This is a genomic window from Streptomyces sp. Wb2n-11, assembly GCF_001049855.1.
In the GTDB taxonomy this organism is placed as follows: Bacteria; Actinomycetota; Actinomycetes; order Streptomycetales; family Streptomycetaceae; genus Streptomyces; species Streptomyces altiplanensis.
The window spans coordinates 1,807,501-1,829,606 of record NZ_CVPB01000001.1 but is presented as its reverse complement, the minus strand read 5'-3'; the positions used below and the strand labels follow the sequence as shown (position 1 = coordinate 1,829,606).

Genomic DNA, 22,106 nt, shown 5'->3' with positions numbered 1-22,106 from the left:
CTAGCCTAGTTTGCAGGTCGGCGGGGCGGATTCTCAGCTCCCTTGACGGCTTGTACGGCTCAAATCAACTGGGGCAGGACTTTGTCCCAGGTGCGTCGCAGGACATCTACGTGTCGGGTCATCTCCGCCGCCATGGCCTGCTCCTTGTGAGTTCTCGTCTCGTCCCGGATCTTCTTGTACTCGTTGGTGATTGCCGTCGCAAGCGCCTCCCTTGCCTGACTCTCGCTCATGTTATTCACAAGATCCAATTTCTTAGGAAGCCTGTCGGAGTGTGGGACGTACTTCTCTCGAAGGCGCCGCTCGAGTTCTTCCTTCACTTCCTGGACGGGGCGGTCGGACCAGGAATCGAGTTGATCGTCCCGTTGATCAGTCACGGCATCGCGATCCATCGGACCTTGAGGATCAGTCCGATAGGTGGCGCTGTAGTTGATCGGTATCTTTCCGAGTTGCTGGTCCTGCAACGTATCGGAGCACTTAGCATGCCCTTGACCTTCACCGCAGGGCTCGCGCTCCGTATAGAGTCCCAGCGGTGTGTACTTCGTCCCGTCGGCGTCCGCCCGTTTGAGCCATTCAAGAAGGTGTTTCTCTGAATGCCGGGGAGTGACACCGCTTTCATTCGCAGGTACGGAGGAGTCCACGACGTATATCACTTCGTTGTCTGGAGCAGTGCCCTGTACCTCAAGCACCGCGAAGTTTTTGTCCGAGAAGTCCGGACTGTGCCTCCGCGCTGTTGCCGCCTGCGTCTGGCTCAGTTCGTTTCCTTCCTTGGCGCGGTCTTTGATGAGTTGCTTGACGAAGTTTTTCCCGAACTTCTGGTGAAGTTTTACCCCAAGAGATCCGGTGGCTTTCTTTGCGTTCCTGTCCGGAGTTTTCGGGCCCGGATCTGGCTCTCCGGGCTGCCGGTACGGCTCCTTGATGTGTTCCGGGTTGTTGCCCACACCATGCTGCCGGTGGAAGGAAAGGCTGAGCCGGGCGAGTGATGCTACGACGGCTTGCTGTTCTCCGGGAGAGAGCCGATCGAACCCAGGAAGCCGCTCACTGAGCTGCGACCTGGTGAAACTGCGGGGTCGGTTGGAGTCATCGGGATGCGACGATGCACCAGCCGTCGCCTGGAGGACACTGGCCAGATGACCGGACCCGGCCCATCGGTCAAGGTTGTCGTGCACCCGGTCCAGTTCTATGCGATGGACGTCTCTGTTGCTCCGCAGTTCTCGCTGGCGGGCGTCGGGCTCGAGACCGTACTCGCGCGAATGCGTCCCTTCGTTGTCCAGAGTGCGCGACGTATCCTTCTCCGGGCCATCACGGGTGACATCGTGGCCTTGTTGCACGGTGTCGCTGGTACCCCGGTCTTTGGGGTCGGTGTAGGGCCGCTGGTCCGGGTCCTTGGGGTCGGAGGCCGGATTAGGGCCCGCGGGGTCTTCGGGGGGTCGACGATCAGCGTTGCCGCCCGTCTCAGGGACGCGGCGGTCGGGCCGCTCCGAGTCTGGCCGGGAGTGATCGCCCGTGCTCGGGGACACCGGCTGTCGGTTGGCGTCCAGGGGGATCGCGAAGACCCCGTTGTTTCCGCTGTGCAGGGGGTCGGGGCTGGTCCGTCCGGTCTGGGCGTCGATGTAGGTGATGCGACCGTTGTGGTTGACGGCGTTCCAGGCGTGGGCGCGGCCGTTGGCGTCCTGCGTGATGATCACGGCCTGGGAGCCGTGGCCGCTGTTGCGGAGGGTGTTCTCCAGGCGGTTGAAGGCGTCGGGGCCGTTGCCGAGGTCGCTGAAGCGGGCGCCGAGGGTGTTCTCTATGCGGTCGCGGCCGCCCTTTTCGCCGCGGTCGGAGGGGTTGCCGTCGGCGTCGGCGTCGGGGGTGCGGGCGGCGGCTGCCGTGGGGTTGCCGGCGTAGGTGTCGACGGTGGACAGGGCTACGTCGACGCAGTTGTTGTTGCGGCCGGGTGTGTCGGGTCCGGTGCCGTTGATGTTCTGGACCCAGGGGCCGTCCTGGGGGTCCGGTGGGCGGGTGGGGTCGCCGTTCTCGTCTCGGGGGACGGAGTTGTCGAGGGCGTCCTGTTCCGCGCGGGTGGGGTCGGTGACGCCGCCGGGGGGTGTGGTGTTGCGGGTGGCGGATGCGGGCGTGGGGGTGGTGGGCTTGGTGGTGTTGTCCTGGCCCTGTTGCTGGGTGGGCGGAGTGGTGTGGGGGGCCTGGGGGGTGGGCTGGGCGGTGTGACCGTTGGGGGCGGGAGTCACGGTGTGGATGGGGACCACCGTCACCTGCGGTTGCTGCTGGTTCGGTGTGTCTGGCGTGTTTGGTGTGTGCGCCGGGCTCGGGTGGGTGTTCTGCGGCGTGTGGGGCTGCGATCCCGGCTGTTGCGGCTTGTTGCCGGGGGTGGGGCCGGGGGTGGCTCCGGGCTGGTTCGGGGTGTTGGGAGTGTTCGGAGCGCTGGGAGTGCTGGGGGCGCTGTTGTTCGGCGTCGGTGCCCTGTCGGGTGTGCGGCCGGGAGCAGGGGAGTCCGAGGCGTTCGGGCTCGGCGTCGCCGCTGGAGTGCCGGCGGGCGACTGCGCGGTCCTGGTCGGAGCCGGCTGCCTCGGGTCCTGGCTCGGAGTGGTTGGTTCGGGGTGGCTCGTGTGGGGCGTGGTCGAGGCCGGGTTCGTGTTCGTGGGGGGCGTGCGGGTGTCTGCCGACCCCGGTGTGCCGCTGCTGGGCGTGGTGACTGCCCCGGGGGTGAAGGTGGGCGTGGAGCTGGGCGTGCTGGGGTTCGGCGTGCGGCCCGGTGTGGCCCCTGGTGCGGGCTGGTTCGGGTTGGGGGTACGGGTCTCCGGCGTCCCCGGGGTGCGGACGTCAGCCGACGGTGTCGGCGTGCGGGGTGGCGTCGACGGTGTCGGGCTCGGGGTGGGGGCGGGGCCCGTTGCGGTGGGGTTGGGGATGCCCGGGGTGGTGGTGGGAGTCCTGGGCGTGTTCTGGGAGGGGTTGGGGCTGGTGGGGCTCGTACTGGACGGGGAGCCGCCCGGGGTGGTGCTCGTGCCGGTGCGTGCGCCCGCCGCGCCGTCCGCCGTGGAGGTCGGCGCGGGCGAGGTCGGCGCGGGCGAGGTCGGCATCGAGGAGTTGCCGTCCGGGCGGGGGCCCGCGGTCGAGGGGTCCGCCGTGGTGGGGGTGGGGGCGGCGTTGGACTGGGTGGGGATGCTGGCGGCGAGGCTGTCGATGGAGGTGCTGATCCCGCCGCCGCTGGGGGTGGAGGACGATGTGCCGCCGCCCGTCGGTGTGGGGGCCGATTGCGGGGTGGGTGCGGAGAGGCCGCCGGAGAAGGAGCCGCCGCGGGTGTCACCGGTGCCGGGCGTACTGCCGCCGGTGTCCGGGGCGGGGGAGGGAGAGGGCGGTGTGTTGCCGGGGGCGGGGTCGTCGAAGTCCGACAGCGTCGGCCGGGAGGGCGAGTTCGAGGAGGAAGGATTCTGCCCGGAGTCCGGGGCGCCGGGCGAGGAGTCCGGGGTGCCGCTTCCCGTGCCGGTGTCGGTACTGGGCGGACCTGCGAGGTCGGGGGCGCTGTAAGCCGCCGGACCGTCACCGTCGGCGGATATGCCACCGCCGATGTTCGTGTTGCCCGTGTTCGTGTTCGAAGGTGAGGTCGTCGACGAGTCCGAACCGGAAGAGCTGGAGGAGTTGTTGGAGGAGCCCGAGGTGCCGGACGAGTTCGACGAGTTGGATGAACTCGAGGAACTCGCTGTCCCCGACGAGTTGGACGCGCTTGAGTTCGCGGAGGTCGAGGAGTTCGAGCTGTCGGAGGAGGAACTGGCACTCCCCGAGCTGCCACTTCCCGAGCTGTCGCCGTCACCGCCGTCACCACTGCCCGTGGTGGGATTGTTGCGGTTGTTGTAGGCGTCCATGCTGTTGTTGTAGCCACTGTCGATGCCGTCGCGGATGCTGCTGCCGGCCTTCTTGCCCAGGCCGTCACGCAAGCCCTCGGCGAGGGTCTGGGGAGTCTGCTTGATGGCCTCCCAGCCGCCCTGGGCGCCCGCCTTGACCGTCTTGCCGAGGTCGAAACCCTCCTGGGTGCCGAAGCCGACGTTGACGGACTGCGTGACCAGGTCGGTGACCATCGCCTGGACGGCGGAGACGGCCGGCTCCTTCATCGCCTCGATGATGGCTTCCATCAGCGCGTCTTTGAGCGCGTCGAGGATACGTCGTACGGCGAGACGGGTGACCTGGGTGGCGGCCATGCCGGCGGCGGCGGACAGGCCGAAGGTGACGACCGAGGCGGCGGCCGCGGCGGCGATCTGGACGGCCAGCGCGATCAGCTGGACGATGACCGCGTACTTCGCGAACTCCACCAGATAGGCGGCGGCTTCGAAGGTGTTGGCGATGATGTAGGCGGCCTCGGCGGCGTTGGCGAGGTAGCCGTCCTGGCCGTCGGAGAACTTCTTGTAGTGGGCTCTGAACTTGTCGATCGACTCGCCCTCGTTGTGCGCGACCACCGTTCCCGCGCTGGTGTCCGCCCGCACCCGCAGCTTCTGGGCGTCGTCACCGAACTTGCGCCACAACACGGCGGATTCCCGCAGCAGGTCCTCGTTCGCCGTCGGCCAGTTGTAGCCGAGCATCTGCAGGACCCACTCGAGCTCGTCCGGCAACATCATCGCCACAGCGCGCCACACCCCCGGTCAGACAACCCGCCGCACAACGCCCCCCAACGACAGGAGAATCACACGAAGTACAGCCGTGCCCAGAGCTTACTGACCATCACCTACATTGCTTAAGGCTGCTCCTGTCACAACCCCGCTGCGAATACGGCCTTGTCCCATCAGCAGGCTCTGCTGCGTGCCGCAGCGGCGGCGCCCGGCCCCTTGCGCGCCCGGCCCCTTGCGCGTCCGGCCCCTTGCGCGTCCGGCTGGTGCTGTCGGCGGTAGAGGGCGATGGCCTTGTCGGTGGGGTAGTTGGGGACGGTCGCGGTCTCACCGGTGTCTTTGGACACCACGATCTTGCCGCCACCGGGCGGGGAAGGCTGGAGGCGGCCCGCCGTACCGGTGGTCGGGGGAAGGTCGCGTACACCAGGTAGCCGATGTCGAATTCGTGGACGTGCAGGGGAGCAGGTGTGCCGTCCGGCAGTCTGGGCCGCGCGTAGCGGCTGCGGACGATTTCGAGAGCCTGCTCGGGGGTGGTGGGAGGGACTTGCCGGCCCGGGGCGGGGGTCTCCGAGGTCATGGGTGTCCTTGCCTGACTCGCGTTGCCTTACGTGGGACTCACCGGCCCGGCAGACCTGGTGCCAGTCGATCTCCGAGGTGCTCCGTCGCCCGACGGCGCAGGGCTGCGAGACGGCGCAGCCGGCACGGCGCTTTCGTGGGGTGGTTCACCCCGGCATCACGCGTCGAGCGTTCTGGCTGCCCCACAGCCGGGTACGGGCCCAGCCGGTCACCGGTCACCGGTCACCAGTCGCCGGTCACCAGTCACCGGTCGCTGTGCGGGCGACCCGGCCCGAGGCGGCGCTTTCCCGCCCGAGCCCAGCACCCGCGTACAACACCCTCACCAGTGCGACTTCGGAGCGTTCCTGCGGCAACCCTGCCCCAGGCAGACCAGGCAGACCAGGCAGACCAGGCAGACCCGAGAGCCCTGGTTCGGCCGGACCAGGGCGCCCTGCGCGGACCGCTCACCGGCGTCACGTCAGACCACGTCGAAGCCGCTCACCTCGGCGCCGGGCCGGAGTCGACCTTGGCCGTGAGGGCCACGTACTTCGCGTCCTCTTCGAGCTCGTGCTTCTCGTGCCGCACGCCCATCGCGGTGAACTTGACGCCCATGCCCGCGATCCGCTGCGCGAGGCTCGGCATCGATTCCTTCATGCCGTCGCGCAGACCTTCGTAGACGACACCGAAGTACTCGCCCATCTCGTCGTCGCCCCACGGCGGCGTCTTGCCCGACTCCTTCTCGAGGCTGTTCAGCCCGTCGAAGAGGGCCTTCGCGGCCTTGGAGAAGTCCTGGCCCACCTCGAACATGTGGAAGCCCTCGTCCTTGAGGATCGACGCATCGGCCCTCATCCCGCCCAACGCCACAAATGCCCCCTGTACTCGCCCCGCCTGTCGCAGCGTCAGCCTAACGCCCGGGCCACGCCCCTTCCAGGGGAACGCGTGAGGGGCGGTGCCCCACCGGGCGCCGCCCCTCATCCGCACACGCGTACAGCCGCGGAGGTCAGAACCTGGACGGCAGCCAGCCCGTCTGCACCATCTGCCCGCTGCGCCGGCGCGTGTGGAAGTACCCACGGCCCGGCGGCAGCTGGGACGCCGTGATGTTGCCGAGCAGCGCGCCCTCCGACCGGTCGCCGGACAGCACCAGACCCTGCGCCCCGAGCTCCCGCAGACGCTGCATCACCGGCTCGTACAGCGACCGGCTCGCGCCGCCCGACGAGCGCGCGATGATGACGTGCAGGCCCACGTCACGGGCGTACGGCAGGTACTCCACCAGCGGTGACAGCGGGTTCATGCCGGTCGCCACCAGGTCGTAGTCGTCGATGATGACGTACGCGTCCGGGCTGTTGTACCAGCTGCGGTTCCTCAGCTGCTCCGGCGTGACGTCCGGCCCCGGCATACGGCGGCCGAGCGATCCGGCGAGCCCCTCCAGCGTCTCCGTCAGCGCCGGCGCCGACGCGCAGTAGCGCGACAGGTGCGTCTCCGGTACGGCCTCCAGGTGCGCACGCCGGTAGTCACCCATGACGATCTTCGCCTGCTCCGGCGTGTAGCGCTCCGTGATCTGCTTGATGAGCAGCCGCAGCACCGCCGACTTTCCGGACTCGCTTTCACCGAACACGATGAAGTGCGGGTCCGTCTCGAAGTCGATGAACACCGGCGCGAGCGCCGACTCGTCGATACCGAAGGCGACACCGCGCTCCGGGTGCTCGAACCCCTTCGGCAGCCGGTCCGCCTCCAGGATCCTCGGCAGCAGCCGCACGGTCGGAGCCGGGCTGCCCTGCCAGTTCTCGTTGATGCCCCGGATGAGCACGGCCGTGGCCTCCGCCAGGTCCTCCGTCTCCGAAGAGCCGTCGACCCGCGGCAGCGCCGTCATGAAGTGCAGCTTGTCCGTGCTCAGACCCCGGCCGGGCACCGAGGCGGGCACGTTCTGCGCCACCTTGCGGTCGATCTCCGACTCGGTCGGGTCACCGAGCCGCAGCTCGATGCGGTTCTGCAGCATGTCCTTGAGCGCGGGCCGCACCTCGGTGTAGCGGCTCGCCGTCAGGATCACGTGCACACCGAAGCCGAGACCGCGCATCGCCATGTCGGTGATGGACGCCTCGAGCATCTCGTAGTCCGTCTTGAACGTCGCCCAGCCGTCGATGACGAGGAAGACGTCGCCCCACGGCTGGTCGGGCAGCAGCCCTGCCGCCCGGCGCTGCCGGTACGTCTGGATCGAGTCGATGTTGTTCGCGCGGAAGTACTCCTCGCGCGCGTTGAGGATGCCCTCGACCTCGCTGACCGTACGGCGGACCTTCTCGCCGTCGAGCCGGTTTGCGACCCCGCCGACGTGCGCCAGGTCCTCCATCGCGATCAGACCTCCACCGCCGAAGTCCAGGCAGTAGAACTGCACTTCACTCGGGGTGTGGGTGAACGCGAACGACGAGATGAGCGTACGCAGCAGAGTCGACTTGCCGGACTGCGGACCCCCCACGAACAGACCGTGACCGGCCCCGCCCGCGAAGTCCCGGTACAGCACGTCGCGCCGCTGCTCGAACGGCTTGTCCACCAGGCCCACCGGCACGTTGAGCCGGCCGAGCGCGGTGTACTCCGGCGCGGTCAGACCGCGCTCCGGCGTGACGGCCAGCGCGGGCAGCAGCTGCTCCAGCGAAGGCGCCTCCTCCAGCGGCGGCAGCCACACCTGGTGGGCGGGCGGCCCCTGGTTCTCCATCTTGGAGACGATGACGTCCAGGACGGTGTCGGCAAGGGCGTCGTCCACCCGGTCGTCGGCCTCCGGCTCCTCGACGACGGGCTGCGGGGGCAGCGCCACGTGCTGTGCCGTGAACAGCGTGGGCCTCAGCTGCGTGGAGCGGTGCACCCGCGACGGACCCTCGCCGTGGTACGCGCCCGACACGTACGCCGCCTTGAAGCGGACCATGGTGTCGGTGTCGTACCGCAGGTAGCCGGAACCGGGAATGGACGGCAGGTGGTAGGCGTCCGGGACGCCGATCGCCGTACGCGACTCGGCGGCGGAGAACGTACGCAGACCGATCCGGTACGACAGGTACGTGTCCAGACCGCGCAGCTTGCCCTCCTCCAGGCGCTGCGAGGCGAGCAGCAGGTGCACACCCAGCGAACGGCCGATGCGGCCGATCTGGATGAACATGTCGATGAAGTCGGGCTTCGCCGTGAGCAGTTCGGAGAACTCGTCGAGGACGATCACCAGCGAGGCCAGCGGCTCGAGCGCGGCACCGGCCGCCCGCGCCTTCTCGTAGTCGTGGATGTTGGCGTAGTTGCCCGCCGTGCGCAGCAGCTCCTGGCGGCGCTGCATCTCACCCATGATCGAGTCGCGCATGCGGTCGACGAGCGTGAGGTCGTCCGCGAGGTTGGTGATGACGGCCGCGGTGTGCGGCATGTCCACCATGCCGGCGAAGGTCGCACCGCCCTTGAAGTCCGCGAGGATGAAGTTCAGCGTCTCCGAGGAGTGCGTCACCGCGAGACCGAGCACGAGCGTGCGCAGCACCTCGGACTTGCCGGAACCGGTCGCTCCGACACACAGGCCGTGCGGGCCCATGCCCTCCTGCGAGGCCTCCTTGAGGTCGAGCATGACCGGCTCGCCGTTCTCACCGACACCGATCGGTACGCGCAGCCGCTCGTGCAGCGTGCGCGGACGCCAGGTGCGCGAGACGTCGACCGAACCGGCGTCGCCGATGCCCATGAGGTCCGTGAAGTCGAGGTTGGACAGCAGGGGCTCGCCCTCTTCCGCCGTACCGACTCGGAAGGCGGCGAGCTGCCGCGCCAGCGACTCCGCCTGCGCCAGACTCAGCACGTCCGGCTTGCCGCTGTACGCCGAGTCGTGACCGACGTACAGCTGGAGCCTGTCCGGCTTCAGATACGCCGTCAGGTTGCCCCGCAGCTCGTCCTCCAGCTCCCCGGGGGCGACCTCCAGGAACGTGACGCCCTGAAGCCCTTCCGCGCCGGCGAGACCGGAGTCCGGCGGTACGGTGCCGCCGTCGAGCACCACGATCAGGTGCGGCTGGTCGTAGACGGGGTTCGCGTCACGGTTCCAGCGCGGCCGGTCGGCCAGCTGGTCCTCCAGCGCCTCCTCCAGCTCACCGAGGTCGTCGAAGAGCAACCGGGCCGAGCCCGCGCCGTCCTTCGCCTTCGGGTGCTGGCTGTGCGGCAGCCACTTGATCCAGTCCCAGTCCGCGGCGGCGGACGGGTGCGCGACCACGGCGACCATCAGGTCTTCGGGGGAGTGCAGCGTGGCCAGCTGGGCGATGGCCGCGCGGGCGTTGCCGTAGACGGTGTCACTGTCCCCGGCGAGCGCCACGTGGTAGAAGGCGCGCAGCGAGACGGAGACGGGCAGGTCGGCCAGGCTGCCGTGCGCGTCGAGGAAGGCCTTCATGGCCGCCGCGGTCAGCGGCTCCAGCTCCTCCTTGGGCGCGGTCTCCGGTGCGACCAGCGGAGTGCTCAGTTGCTGGGTGCCGAGCCCCATGCGTACGGAAGCGAAGTCGGCGTCGGCCGGGCGCCGTTCCCACAGCCGCTTGCCGTCCGCGGCCAGTGCCCACAGCTGGTCCGGGTCCGGGTGCTGGAAGAGCTGGGTGCGCCGTTGGAGGTCCGCGGTCTTGTGCACGTCCTTGCGGACCTGTTCGAGATAGCGGAAGTAGTCGCGCCGGTCCTGGGCCATCCCCGCGCCACCGCCCTGCCGGGACTTGGCGAACTGGGCGATGGCCATGGCGAGGGTCGAGGCGAGCATCAGTCCGCCCACCACCCGCATGTAAGAGGGCAGGTTCGGCATGAAGAAGAAGCCGACGGAACCCAGCATGCCCATCATCGGCAGCAGGGTCATCAGCACACCGTCGTCGCCCTCCCGCGGAATCTCGGGCGGCGTCTCCAGCTTCACTTCGCCGTCCGGGACAGCAGGCGGCTGGATCCGCGGCTGCCGTTTGATGATGACGACGCTCACCGATGCACTCATCCTTCGCGATTGCTGTGTCTCTCCGGGTACAACGCCCGGACCCCCGGCCCGAAGAGCGGGCACGCACAGCCGCTGATCCTACTGTCACGTATGAGACCGCCGGGAGGCAGGAGCGTGGAGATGCCGGGGAATCCGGGGAGGAATGCGGGAGGCGGCAACTACGCCCCCCGCACTGGACGATAGGGTTGCGCTCCGCGTCGTACGAGCGACGTAAAAAGCCTTGTCTAGCAGGGGGAACTACCAGGTGAGCACGGGCACATCGACAGGTTTCTGCCGGGTCACCGTCGCAGCGCCGGACAGCCGTATCGATGTGGCGCTGCCGGAGGACCTGCCGATCCAGGACATCTATCCGGAGATCGTCAGACTCTCCGGAATGGCCCAGACGGACGGCAGCCTCGCCGGCTATCACCTCGTACGCCGCGACGGTCATGTATTGGACGCGAGCCGTTCATTGCTCGAGCACAGGGTCAGGGACGGCGAGGTGCTGCTGCTGCGCACGTTCGCCGACTCGCTGCCGCCGGCGGTCCATGACGACGTGGTCGACGCGGTCGCCTCCGCCGTCAAGCAGGACCTCCGCAGCTGGAACGACAACCTGATGCGAGTCGCCGGCCTCGTCTCCGGCGTACTGCTGCTGGCGATGCTCGGCTTCGTGTTCTGGTTCGCGGACCCGCTCCGGCACGACATGCACGGCCTCCAGGGCATCGTCGCCGGTGTGGTCGCGCTGGTGCTGACGGCACTCGCGGGCGTACGCGGCCGGGTGTACGACGACCGGGCCTCGGCCGTCGCGCTGGGCATCGCCGCACTGCCGCACGCGCTCATCGCGGGCTCCGGCATCCTTCCGCAGGACGCGGGCGAAGGCCCCGGCAGGCTGCAGTTCCTGGTCGGCTGCGTCGCCGTGCTGATCTTCTCCGTCGTACTGATCATGCTGCTGCCGCAGGGAGACGCCCCGTTCGTCGCCGCCGCGCTGGCCGCCGCGATCGGCACCCTCGCCGCCTTCGGCGGAGTGCTCACCGAGGCGCAGCCCCGCGAGATCGCGGCCGTCACCTCGGTCGTCGCACTGGCGGTCGTCGGCTTCCTGCCGGGCTGGTCGGCCCGCTTCGCCAGGCTCCCGATCGGTTTCCGCAACCCCGAAGACCTGGCCCGCGCCCGTCGCGAAGGCCAGGAGGGCAGCCTCGAAGCCGTCGACGTCCAGCGCATCGCCGCCCAGACCAGCCGCGGCCACGAACTGCTGCTCGGCCTCGTCGGCGGCTGCGCCGTCGTCATCCTCGGCGCGGGCGGCGCCGTACTCGGCTTCAGTGACAGCGGCTGGGCCCAGCTGATGGCCCTGGTCACCGCGCTGGCCGCGATGCTGCGGGCGCGCCTGTTCCGCTACACCGCCCAGGTCACCTGCCTGCTGGTGGCCGGCGTCCTCACGACCGGCCTCCTGATCCTCGGCCTCGCGATCTCACCGCCGCTGGAGATCATCAAGGACCTGGCGCTGGGCAACTCCGCCGGCATCGACGTACGGACTCTGTGGCTCGGCGCCTCGGTCGCGGCCGGCGCGCTGCTCCTGATCGCGATCGGCCTGATCGTGCCGAAGAAGGGCCTCACACCCTTCTGGGGCCGCATGCTGGACCTCGCGGACTCGCTGGTGCTGCTCTCCCTGATTCCGATCTGCCTCGCGGTCCTCGACGTGTACGCCAAGGTCCGCGGCGGCGTCTGACTCCGGAGGCACGCCGTCAGGGGCACTCGCATCTGCTGCTAAGCTGCGTGGAGGCCGTTTGTGTATGCGCCCCGTATCCCCGGAGGCTGCGCCCAGCGGATCCCCGCCTCCCGAGTAACGGAAGCTCCCCAGAGAATTCGACCTGGGGCACTCGGTGGCACTACGAAGACCAAGAGGAGTACGCGTGCCGCTCGACGCCGCTACGAAGAAGCAGATCATGACCGAGTTCGCTCAGAAGGAAGGCGACACCGGCTCCCCCGAGGTCCAGGTCGCCATGCTTTCGCGCCGCATCTCGGACCTGACCGAGCACCTCAAGACGCACAAGCACGACCACCACTCCCGTCGTGGTCTGCTGATCCTGGTCGGCCAGCGCCGCCGCCTGCTGCAGTACCTGGCCAAGAAGGACATCCAGCGTTTCCGTGCCCTGGTCGACCGCCTCGGCATCCGCCGTGGCGCGGCCGGCGGCGCCAAGTAAGCCGGACGTCGTGAAGGGAGCGGTACCCCACTTCTAGGGGACCGCTCCCTTTGCTGTACGTGCGAGACCTGCCGGACGCTCAGTAGTCTGGTCGTACAACAGAAGACAGAACGAGCGAGAAGCGGCTTCCCCGCCGCCGGTCCTCGGTAGTGGCCCCCGGAGCACATCGACACCGGGGTCTTCGATCGAAGACCGGCCCGCAGCCGGAAGCGCTTCTCCGCCACCGTCCCAGCGCCACACGGGCGCAGGGGACGAAAGACGAAAAGTATCGGAGATAACGCTAGTGGAGAACGAGACCCACTACGCCGAGGCCGTCATTGACAACGGTTCCTTCGGCACCCGCACCATCCGCTTCGAGACGGGCCGCCTGGCCAAGCAGGCCGCCGGCTCCGCCGTGGCGTACCTGGACGACGACACCATGGTGATGTCGGCCACCACCGCCTCCAAGAAGCCCAAGGACCAGCTCGACTTCTTCCCCCTCACGGTGGACGTCGAGGAGCGGATGTACGCAGCCGGCAAGATCCCCGGCTCCTTCTTCCGTCGTGAGGGCCGGCCCTCCGAGGACGCGATCCTCACCTGCCGCCTGATCGACCGCCCGCTGCGCCCCTCCTTCAAGAAGGGCCTGCGCAACGAGATCCAGATCGTCGAGACGATCATGGCGCTCAACCCCGACCACCTGTACGACGTGGTCGCGATCAACGCCGCCTCCTGCTCCACCATCCTGGCGGGCCTGCCCTTCTCCGGCCCGATCGGCGCCACCCGCGTCGCCCTGATCAAGGGCCAGTGGGTCGCCTTCCCGACGCACACCGAGCTCGAGGACGCCGTCTTCGACATGGTCGTCGCGGGCCGCGTCCTGGAGGACGGCGACGTCGCGATCATGATGGTCGAGGCCGAGGCCACCGAGAAGACGATCCAGCTCGTCAAGGACGGCGCCGACGCCCCGACCGAGGAGATCGTCGCCGCCGGTCTCGAGGCCGCGAAGCCGTTCATCAAGGTCCTCTGCAAGGCCCAGTCGGACCTCGCCGCCAAGGCCGCCAAGCCCACCGGCGAGTTCCCGGTCTTCCTCGACTACCAGGACGACGTACTGGAGGCGCTGACCGCCGCCGTCAAGTCCGAGCTCACGCAGGCGCTCACCATCGCCGGCAAGCAGGAGCGCGAGAGCGAGCTCGACCGCATCAAGGAGATCGCCGCCGAGAAGCTGCTCCCGCAGTTCGAGGGCCGCGAGAAGGAGATCTCCGGTGCGTACCGCGCGCTGACCAAGCACCTGGTCCGCGAGCGCGTCATCAAGGACAAGGTCCGCATCGACGGCCGCGGCGTCACGGACATCCGTACGCTCGCCGCCGAGGTCGAGGCCATCCCGCGCGTGCACGGCTCGGCGCTGTTCGAGCGTGGCGAGACCCAGATCCTGGGCGTCACCACCCTCAACATGCTCCGCATGGAGCAGCAGCTGGACACCCTCTCCCCGGTGACCCGCAAGCGCTACATGCACAACTACAACTTCCCGCCGTACTCCGTCGGTGAGACCGGCCGCGTGGGCTCGCCCAAGCGCCGCGAGATCGGCCACGGCGCGCTCGCCGAGCGCGCCATCGTGCCGGTGCTGCCGACGCGCGAGGAGTTCCCGTACGCGATCCGCCAGGTGTCCGAGGCCCTCGGCTCCAACGGCTCGACGTCCATGGGCTCGGTCTGCGCCTCCACCATGTCGCTGCTGAACGCCGGTGTGCCGCTCAAGGCCCCCGTCGCCGGCATCGCCATGGGCCTGATCTCGCAGGAGATCGACGGCAAGACGCACTACGTCGCCCTCACCGACATCCTCGGCGCCGAGGACGCGTTCGGCGACATGGACTTCAAGGTCGCCGGTACGAAGGAATTCGTCACCGCCCTCCAGCTCGACACCAAGCTGGACGGCATCCCGGCCTCCGTCCTGGCCGCGGCCCTCAAGCAGGCCCGCGACGCCCGCCTCCACATCCTCGACGTGATGATGGAAGCGATCGACACGCCGGACGAGATGTCCCCCAACGCCCCGCGGATCATCACCGTCAAGATCCCCGTGGACAAGATCGGCGAGGTCATCGGCCCCAAGGGCAAGATGATCAACCAGATCCAGGAGGACACCGGCGCGGACATCACGATCGAGGACGACGGCACCATCTACATCGGTGCCCAGGTCGGCTCGCAGGCCGAGGCGGCCCGCGCGACGATCAACGCGATCGCGAACCCGACCATGCCGGAGGTCGGCGAGCGCTACCTGGGTACGGTCGTCAAGACCACCACCTTCGGTGCCTTCGTCTCCCTGATGCCCGGCAAGGACGGTCTGCTGCACATCTCGCAGATCCGCAAGCTCGCCGGTGGCAAGCGCGTGGAGAACGTCGAGGACGTCCTCGGCGTGGGCCAGAAGGTCCAGGTCGAGATCGCCGAGATCGACTCCCGCGGCAAGCTCTCCCTCGTCCCCGTGATCGAGGGCGAAGAGGGCACCGACGCCGACCAGAAGGCCGACGCCGACCAGTGACATCCCGTAGTTCCGTGACGACGGCCCGCACCTCTTCGGAGGGGCGGGCCGTCGCCCGTACCCAAACACTGCTCAAGGGCAAGGACGGCATCGGCACCGTCCGCAGGACCACCCTCCCCGGCGGCCTGCGCATCGTCACCGAGACCCTTCCCTCCGTCCGCTCCGCCACCTTCGGCATCTGGGCGCACGTCGGCTCGCGCGACGAGACGCCCTCGCTGAACGGTGCGACCCACTACCTGGAGCACCTCCTCTTCAAGGGCACCGGGAAGCGCAGTGCCCTCGACATCTCCTCCGCCATCGACGCGGTCGGCGGCGAGATGAACGCCTTCACCGCGAAGGAGTACACGTGCTACTACGCACGCGTACTGGACACCGACCTCCCCCTCGCCATCGACATCGTCTGCGACATGCTGACGGGCTCCCTCATCGAGGCCGAGGACGTCGACGCCGAGCGCGGCGTCATCCTCGAAGAGATCGCGATGACCGAGGACGACCCGGGCGACGTCGTCCACGACCTGTTCGCCAAGACGATGTTCGGCGACACCCCGCTGGGCCGCCCGGTCCTCGGCACCGTCGACACCGTCGAGGCGCTGTCCGCGGACCGTATCCGCCGCTTCTACAAGAAGCACTACGACCCGACGCACCTCGTCGTCGCGGCCGCGGGCAACGTGGACCACGCCACGGTCGTACGCCAGGTCCGCAAGGCCTTCGAACGCGCAGGCGCCCTGTCCCGCACGGACGCGGTCCCGCTCGCCCCGCGCGACGGCTCCCGCGTCATCCGCACGGCGGGCCGCGTCGAGCACCTGAACCGCAAGACCGAGCAGGCGCACGTCGTCCTCGGCATGCCGGGCCTGGCCCGCACCGACGAGCGCCGCTGGGCGCTCGGCGTGCTGAACACGGCCCTCGGCGGCGGAATGTCGTCACGCCTCTTCCAGGAGGTACGGGAGAAGCGCGGCCTGGCCTACAGCGTGTACTCGTACACGTCGAGCTTCGCCGACTGCGGACTCTTCGGCGTCTACGCCGGCTGCCGGCCCGCCCAGGTCCACGACGTACTCAAGATCTGCCGCGACGAGCTCGAGAAGGTCGCCGCCGACGGCCTGCCCGACGAGGAGATCGCCCGCGCCGTCGGCCAGCTCTCCGGCTCCACGGTCCTCGGCCTGGAGGACACCGGCGCGCTCATGAACCGCATCGGCAAGAGCGAGCTGGCCTGGGGGGACCACATCTCCGTCGACGACATGCTCGCCAAGATGGCGGCAGTCACCCCCGACGAGGTACGGGCCGTGGCCGCCGACGTCCTGGGCCACCGGCCCTCGCTGTCGGTCATCGGCCCGCTGAAGGACAGGCAGGCCGACCGCCTGCACGCATCAGTCGCCTAGAGCCCTCCAGAAAGAAGCAAGCATGAGCAAGCTGCGCGTGGCCGTCCTCGGTGCCAAGGGCCGTATCGGCTCCGAGGCCGTACGGGCCGTCGAGGCCGCGGACGACATGGAACTGGTGGCGGCGCTGGGCCGGGGCGACAAGCTCGAAGCCCTCGCCGAAGCCGGCGCCCAGGTCGTCGTCGAGCTGACCACCCCCGCATCGGTGATGGACAACCTCGACTTCTGCGTACGCCACGGCATGCACGCCGTCGTCGGCACCACCGGCTGGACCGACGAACGCCTCGCGCAGCTGCGCTCCTGGCTCGACGCCTCCCCGGAGACGGGCGTGCTCATCGCGCCCAACTTCTCCATCGGCGCCGTCCTCACCATGAAGTTCGCCCAGCAGGCGGCCCCGTACTTCGAATCCGTCGAGGTCGTCGAGCTGCACCACCCGAACAAGGCCGACGCCCCCTCGGGCACCGCCACGCGCACCGCCCAGCTCATCGCCTCGGCGCGCGCCGAGGCCGGCAGCGCCCCCCAGCCCGACGCCACGACCACGGCGCTCGACGGCGCCCGGGGCGCGAACGTGGACGGCGTACCCGTGCACGCCATCCGCCTCCGCGGCCTCCTCGCCCACCAGGAAGTCCTCCTGGGCGGCGAGGGCGAGACCCTGACGATCCGCCACGACTCTCTCCACCACAGCAGCTTCATGCCGGGCATCCTGCTCGGCGCGCGCCGCGTGGTGACCGCTCCGGGCCTCACCTTCGGCCTGGAAAACTTCCTCGACCTGAACTGACGGCAGAACAACAGCCATGCGCGCAAAGATCACGTACTTCGTCCTCGCCGCCGTCCTGGTCGTCTACTTCGTCCTGGCCGGCAGCCGCGGATACTTCCTCGTCCGGGAAGGCACCACCCTCACCGTCGCCTTCGGCATCGCGGTGCTGATCCTCCCGGCCATCGGCCTCTGGTTCCTCTGGCACACCACCCGGTTCGCCCGCAAGGCGGACGTGCTCTCCGCGAAGCTGGAGGCCGAGGGCGGCCTGCCCGTCGACGAGCTGGTACGTACGCCCGGCGGCCGCATCGACCGCGACTCCGCCGACGAGGTCTTCGCCCGGCGCCGCGCGGAGACCGAGGACGCCCCGGACGACTGGCGCTCCTGGTTCCGCCTGGCGATCGCCTACCACGACGCGCGGGACACCCCGCGCGCCCGCAAGGCGATGCAGAAAGCGATCGCCCTCCACGAAGGCGAAGCGGCCTGAACGGAGGGGCACGGGAAAGGGGGCGTCCGTCCGGACGCCCCCTTTCCCGTGCCCTGCCGCATCACATGGACGACACGGGCCGGTACTCGTCGCCCCAGGCCTCGACCGTGTCGGCCGCCCGGTCGAAGGCCTCCACCCGGAACAGGAAGTCCGCGTTGTGGTCGGTGAGCAGCTGCAGCTGCCCCCCACCCTGCTGCACGAGTACGAGCGCCTGTCCCTGCACCGTGCGCGGCAGCCCGAGCCATCGCACCGGCTGCTGGACCGTACGCACGGCCGTCGCCCGGTCCCACGGCACCGTGGTCGTCACCAGGAAGCGCACACGCCGCAGGCCGCGCCGGCTGACCCAGGCGCCGACACGCAGCAGCCGAAGGGCGCAGGCGATCAGCACCACGGCAAGGCCCAGACAGACGCCGGCTTCCGGCACCGCACCGGTGAAGACGATGATCATGGCCGCCAGCAGGATGAACGACGCCAGCAGCAGCAACAGGGCCGCCGCCCCCACGCGCCACGGTCCGGGGCGGTAGGGGCGGCGCCATTGATCGTGGTCGTCGAAGGGCAGTGCGACATCGTCGGAAGTCTCACCGGGCGCTTCGAAAGCACGGTCGGCCGTCAGGAAAGGCAGGGGCACGACTGATCCTCACTCACCAGCACGCTCGATTGGGCTGTGCCCGGTGAGGCTACCGAGGAGGTCTTCGCCGGGCTACCCCAGGGGGGCCGGACGAGTCAGCGCCCGTCAGCGGCTTCGGACTTCTGCGTCGCGGCCGGAGCCTGCGCGGGATCGAGCGCGGGAACGCCGAAGAGCAGCGATCCCACCAGTCCGGCGACGACGGTGAGACCGATGAGCGTACGTCCCACGACCTGGGACACGCTCGGACGCTCCGGGGGCGGAGGGGTGACGTTACTGCGGAATCGGTCGGCCTCGGCAACGAATGCGAAGGGGACGGACTCTCGCCGGCGCAACATGGGGCGCTCACTCCTTTGGATTCTTGATCTGGTACCAGGGCTACTACAGGGACAGACGTACAAAGTTGTCGCTTGGTGCCCGATTTCCCTGAATCGGCCGAACAATGTCCCCCGGGTGCCGCCGGGGGGAGCGGGCCCCGGCCCGTAGAGTGTGGGGCGCCCCAGAGACGTACATGGAAGGACCGCCGGTGCCCCCCACCCCCCATGAGACCGCCAAACCCGACTTCCGGAGTGACGTCACGGTCGACCTGGTCAAGCACACCGCCAGTGACTCCGACGTGCTGTGGGCCGCGCGTGTCTCGACCGCCGGCGAGCAGTCCCTGGAGGAGCTCAGCAAGGATCCCGAGCGTTCCAAGGGGCTCATCAATTACTTGATGCGGGACCGCCACGGCAGCCCCTTCGAGCACAATTCGATGACCTTCTTCATCAGCGCCCCGATCTTCGTCTTCCGCGAGTTCATGCGTCACCGCGTCGGCTGGTCGTACAACGAGGAGTCCGGCCGCTACAGGGAGCTGGAACCGGTCTTCTACGTCCCCGGCGAGTCCCGCAAGCTGGTCCAGCAGGGCCGTCCCGGCAAGTACGAGTTCGTCGAGGGCACCCCGGAGCAGCAGGAGCTCACGACCCGCGCCATGGAGGGCTCCTACCGCCAGGCGTACGAGGCCTACCAGGAGATGCTCGCCGCGGGAGTGGCCCGTGAGGTCGCCCGCGCGGTGCTCCCCGTCGGCCTCTACTCCTCGATGTACGCCACGTGCAACGCCCGCTCGCTGATGCACTTCCTCGGCCTGCGCACCCAGCACGAGCTCGCGAAGGTTCCTTCCTTCCCGCAGCGCGAGATCGAGATGGTGGGAGAGCAGATGGAGGCCCACTGGGCCAGGCTCATGCCCCTCACCTATGCGGCCTTCAACAACAACGGACGCGTCGCACCGTAGGGTCTGCACACCGGCCCGGACGCAAGCATACGGATCCATCGTCCGAAGTGTCCGTATTGCCGCACTTCGAGAATTTCATCTAGGCTGATCAAACGGACCCGGCACTGCTTGAACCCCCGAGCAGGCAGTGCCGGGTTCCCTCTCTTCCCGCATGTCTCACCTCCCCCGAGGGGACACCACGCGTTGAGCAGCGAGTAGCGTGTTACCCATGGCTCCGATCTCCACTTCGCAGACCCCCTTCGGGCGGGTCCTCACCGCCATGGTCACGCCCTTCACGGCGGACGGCGCACTCGACCTCGACGGCGCCCAGCGCCTTGCCGCCCACCTCGTGGACGCCGGCAACGACGGGCTGATCGTCAACGGCACCACCGGCGAGTCCCCGACCACCAGCGACGCGGAGAAAAACGACCTCGTACGGGCGGTACTGGAAGCCGTAGGAGACCGGGCCCACGTCGTCGCCGGAGTCGGCACGAACGACACCCGCCACAGCCTCGAGCTCGCCCGCGCCGCCGAGCAGACCGGCGCCCACGGCCTCCTCGCCGTGACGCCGTACTACAACAAGCCCCCGCAGGAGGGCCTGCTCAGGCACTTCACGGCCATCGCCGACGCCACCGGGCTCCCGGTGATGCTCTACGACATTCCGGGCCGCAGCGGTGTCCCGATCAACACCGAGACGCTCGTCCGCCTCGCCGAGCACCCGCGGATCGTCGCCAACAAGGACGCCAAGGGCGACCTCGGCCGCGCCAGCTGGGCCATCGCCCAGAGCGGCCTCGCCTGGTACTCCGGCGACGACATGCTGAACCTGCCCCTCCTCTCCGTCGGAGCGGTCGGCTTCGTCTCGGTCGTCGGCCACGTGGTCACGCCCGAGCTGCGCGCCCTCCTCGAGGCCCACCTGGCCGGCGACGTCCGCAAGGCGACCGAGATCCACCAGCGGCTGCTCCCGGTCTACACCGGCATGTTCCGCACCCAGGGCGTCATCACCACCAAGGCCGCCCTCGCCCTCCAGGGCCTGCCCGCAGGCCCGCTGCGCCTTCCCATGGTGGAGCTCACGCCGGACGAAGAGACGCAGCTCAAGCGGGACCTCGCAGCAGGCGGCGTACAGCTCTCGCTCTAGCCACAGACTTCACAACTGAACAAGCAGGAACCCCGCAAACAACAGCAAGTGCACGAATGTCATGCGCGCCACGTGCCTCAGCGGTACGTGGCGTGTGTGGTGAGGAGAGTCTTTTGAGTCATCCGCATCCTGAACTCGGTACGCCTCCCAGGCTTCCGAAGGGCGGCCTGCGCGTCACCCCGCTCGGCGGTCTCGGCGAGATCGGCCGCAACATGACGGTCTTCGAGTACGGCGGCCGCCTGCTCATCGTCGACTGCGGTGTGCTCTTCCCCGAGGAGGAGCAGCCCGGCATCGACCTGATCCTGCCGGACTTCACGTCCATCAAGGACCGCCTCGACGACATCGAAGGCATCGTGCTCACGCACGGCCACGAGGACCACATCGGCGGCGTCCCCTTCCTGCTCCGCCTGAAGCCGGACATCCCGCTGATCGGCTCCAAGCTGACCCTCGCCCTGATCGAGGCGAAGCTCCAGGAGCACCGCATCCGCCCGTACACCCTCGAGGTCACGGAGGGCCACCGCGAGCGCGTCGGCCCCTTCGACTGTGAGTTCGTGGCGGTCAACCACTCGATTCCGGACGCGCTGGCCGTCGCCATCCGCACCCCGGCGGGCATGGTCGTCCACACCGGCGACTTCAAGATGGACCAGCTCCCGCTGGACCGCCGCCTCACCGACCTCCCGAAGTTCGCCAAGCTCGGCGAGGAGGGCATCGACCTCCTCCTCTCCGACTCGACGAACGCCGAGGTCCCGGGCTTCGTCCCGCCCGAGCGCGACATCTCGAACGTCCTGCGCACGGTCTTCGCGAACGCCCAGAAGCGCATCATCGTGGCCAGCTTCGCCAGCCACGTGCACCGCATCCAGCAGATCCTCGACGCCGCCCACGAGTACGGCCGCCGCGTGGCCTTCGTCGGCCGGTCGATGGTCAGGAACATGGGCATCGCCCGGGACCTGGGCTACCTCAAGGTTCCGGCAGGCCTGGTCGTCGACGTGAAAACCCTCGACGACCTCCCCGACCACGAGGTCGTCCTCGTCTGCACCGGCTCTCAGGGCGAGCCGATGGCCGCGCTCTCCCGCATGGCCAACCGTGACCACCAGATCCGCATCGTCCAGGGCGACACGGTGATCCTGGCGTCCTCCCTGATCCCGGGCAACGAGAACGCGGTCTACCGCGTGATCAACGGCCTCACCCGCTGGGGCGCCAATGTCATCCACAAGGGCAACGCCAAGGTCCATGTCTCGGGCCACGCCTCGGCCGGTGAGCTGCTGTACTTCTACAACATCTGCAAGCCGAAGAACCTGATGCCGGTCCACGGCGAATGGCGCCATCTGCGCGCCAACGCCGAGCTCGGCGCATTGACGGGTGTCCCCAAGGACCACATCGTCATCGCCGAGGACGGCGTGGTGGTCGACCTGATCGACGGCCGCGCGAAGATCGTCGGCAAGGTCCAGGCCGGCTACGTGTACGTCGACGGCCTCTCGGTCGGCGATGTCACCGAGACCCACCTCAAGGACCGCCGCATCCTCGGCGAGGAGGGCTTCATCTCCGTCTTCGTCGTGGTCGACACCGCCACCGGCAAGGTCGTGGGAGGCCCGAACATCCACGCCCGCGGTTCCGGTATCGACGACTCGGCCTTCGCAGCCGTCGTCCCGCGGATGGAAGAAGCCATCGCGAAGTCGGCCCAGGACGGTGTCCTCGA

Annotated in this window: 15 protein-coding genes (1 of these 15 running past the window's edge); 9 read left to right on the top strand and 6 right to left on the bottom strand. The window is 68.9% G+C overall.

The features are described 5' to 3' along the window. Window positions 1-59: 59 nt before the first annotated feature. From BN1555_RS41290 to eccCa, 4 genes are all read right to left on the bottom strand, one after another. Window positions 60-4,607: a toxin glutamine deamidase domain-containing protein gene (locus BN1555_RS41290; RefSeq protein WP_304364557.1), complete on the bottom strand. Its 4,548-nt coding sequence runs from the start codon at window positions 4,605-4,607 to the stop codon at window positions 60-62. Between the two features lie 164 nt (window positions 4,608-4,771). Beyond that, window positions 4,772-4,942, bottom strand: coding sequence for a hypothetical protein (locus BN1555_RS40225; RefSeq protein WP_255305933.1), 171 nt, complete (start codon window positions 4,940-4,942; stop codon window positions 4,772-4,774). A 706-nt stretch (window positions 4,943-5,648) separates the two neighbouring features. After that, complete coding sequence (locus tag BN1555_RS07990; protein WP_093798720.1) at window positions 5,649-5,999, bottom strand: hypothetical protein; 351 nt, start codon at window positions 5,997-5,999, stop codon at window positions 5,649-5,651. A 151-nt stretch (window positions 6,000-6,150) separates the two neighbouring features. Next, on the bottom strand, window positions 6,151-10,095 hold the full coding sequence (gene eccCa / locus BN1555_RS07985; RefSeq protein ID WP_093798719.1) for a type VII secretion protein EccCa: 3,945 nt from the start codon (window positions 10,093-10,095) through the stop codon (window positions 6,151-6,153). A gap of 256 nt (window positions 10,096-10,351) precedes the next feature. On the opposite strand from eccCa, the gene eccD reads away from it, so the two are divergent. The 6 genes from eccD (at window position 10,352) to BN1555_RS07955 (ending at window position 17,404) form a co-directional block, all read left to right on the top strand. Beyond that, entirely contained in the window at window positions 10,352-11,809 is a 1,458-nt protein-coding gene (gene eccD / locus BN1555_RS07980) for a type VII secretion integral membrane protein EccD (protein WP_093798718.1), read from the top strand. A gap of 184 nt (window positions 11,810-11,993) precedes the next feature. Next, window positions 11,994-12,284 carry a 30S ribosomal protein S15 gene (rpsO, locus tag BN1555_RS07975; protein ID WP_018551846.1) on the top strand — a complete coding sequence of 97 codons (291 nt, stop codon included), beginning with the start codon at window positions 11,994-11,996 and terminating at the stop codon, window positions 12,282-12,284. A gap of 283 nt (window positions 12,285-12,567) precedes the next feature. Next, entirely contained in the window at window positions 12,568-14,790 is a 2,223-nt protein-coding gene (locus tag BN1555_RS07970) for a polyribonucleotide nucleotidyltransferase (RefSeq protein ID WP_093798717.1), read from the top strand. Beyond that, complete coding sequence (locus tag BN1555_RS07965) at window positions 14,787-16,166, top strand: M16 family metallopeptidase (RefSeq protein WP_093798716.1); 1,380 nt, start codon at window positions 14,787-14,789, stop codon at window positions 16,164-16,166. The genes BN1555_RS07970 and BN1555_RS07965 overlap by 4 nt, the downstream gene beginning before the upstream one ends. Window positions 16,167-16,188: 22 nt before the next feature. Continuing rightward, entirely contained in the window at window positions 16,189-16,941 is a 753-nt protein-coding gene (dapB, locus tag BN1555_RS07960) for a 4-hydroxy-tetrahydrodipicolinate reductase (RefSeq protein WP_093798715.1), read from the top strand. Window positions 16,942-16,957: 16 nt separating this feature from the next. Next, window positions 16,958-17,404 (top strand): tetratricopeptide repeat protein, encoded by a 447-nt coding sequence (locus tag BN1555_RS07955; protein WP_093798714.1) that lies wholly within the window; start codon window positions 16,958-16,960, stop codon window positions 17,402-17,404. A 61-nt stretch (window positions 17,405-17,465) separates the two neighbouring features. Here BN1555_RS07955 and BN1555_RS07950 read toward each other — a convergent pair whose 3' ends face one another. Continuing rightward, window positions 17,466-18,032: a hypothetical protein gene (locus BN1555_RS07950; RefSeq protein WP_093798713.1), complete on the bottom strand. Its 567-nt coding sequence runs from the start codon at window positions 18,030-18,032 to the stop codon at window positions 17,466-17,468. 95 nt (window positions 18,033-18,127) lie between these two features. Further along, window positions 18,128-18,367 (bottom strand): hypothetical protein, encoded by a 240-nt coding sequence (locus BN1555_RS07945; protein ID WP_069926579.1) that lies wholly within the window; start codon window positions 18,365-18,367, stop codon window positions 18,128-18,130. Between the two features lie 188 nt (window positions 18,368-18,555). Between BN1555_RS07945 and thyX the strand changes: the two genes are divergently transcribed. The 3 genes from thyX to BN1555_RS07930 form a co-directional block, all read left to right on the top strand. Then, a complete protein-coding gene (gene thyX / locus BN1555_RS07940; protein ID WP_176709993.1) occupies window positions 18,556-19,296 on the top strand; it encodes an FAD-dependent thymidylate synthase in 741 nt (246 codons plus the stop codon). Between the two features lie 208 nt (window positions 19,297-19,504). Then, the gene (dapA, locus tag BN1555_RS07935) at window positions 19,505-20,410 is read left to right on the top strand and encodes a 4-hydroxy-tetrahydrodipicolinate synthase (protein WP_093798711.1); all 906 of its coding nucleotides are present in this window, start codon (window positions 19,505-19,507) and stop codon (window positions 20,408-20,410) included. A 113-nt stretch (window positions 20,411-20,523) separates the two neighbouring features. Beyond that, on the top strand, window positions 20,524-22,106 hold the 5' portion of the coding sequence (locus BN1555_RS07930; protein ID WP_093798710.1) for a ribonuclease J. Its footprint extends 103 nt past the window's final position; the window shows 1,583 of its 1,686 coding nt (coding positions 1-1,583); the start codon lies at window positions 20,524-20,526; its stop codon lies beyond the right edge, outside the window.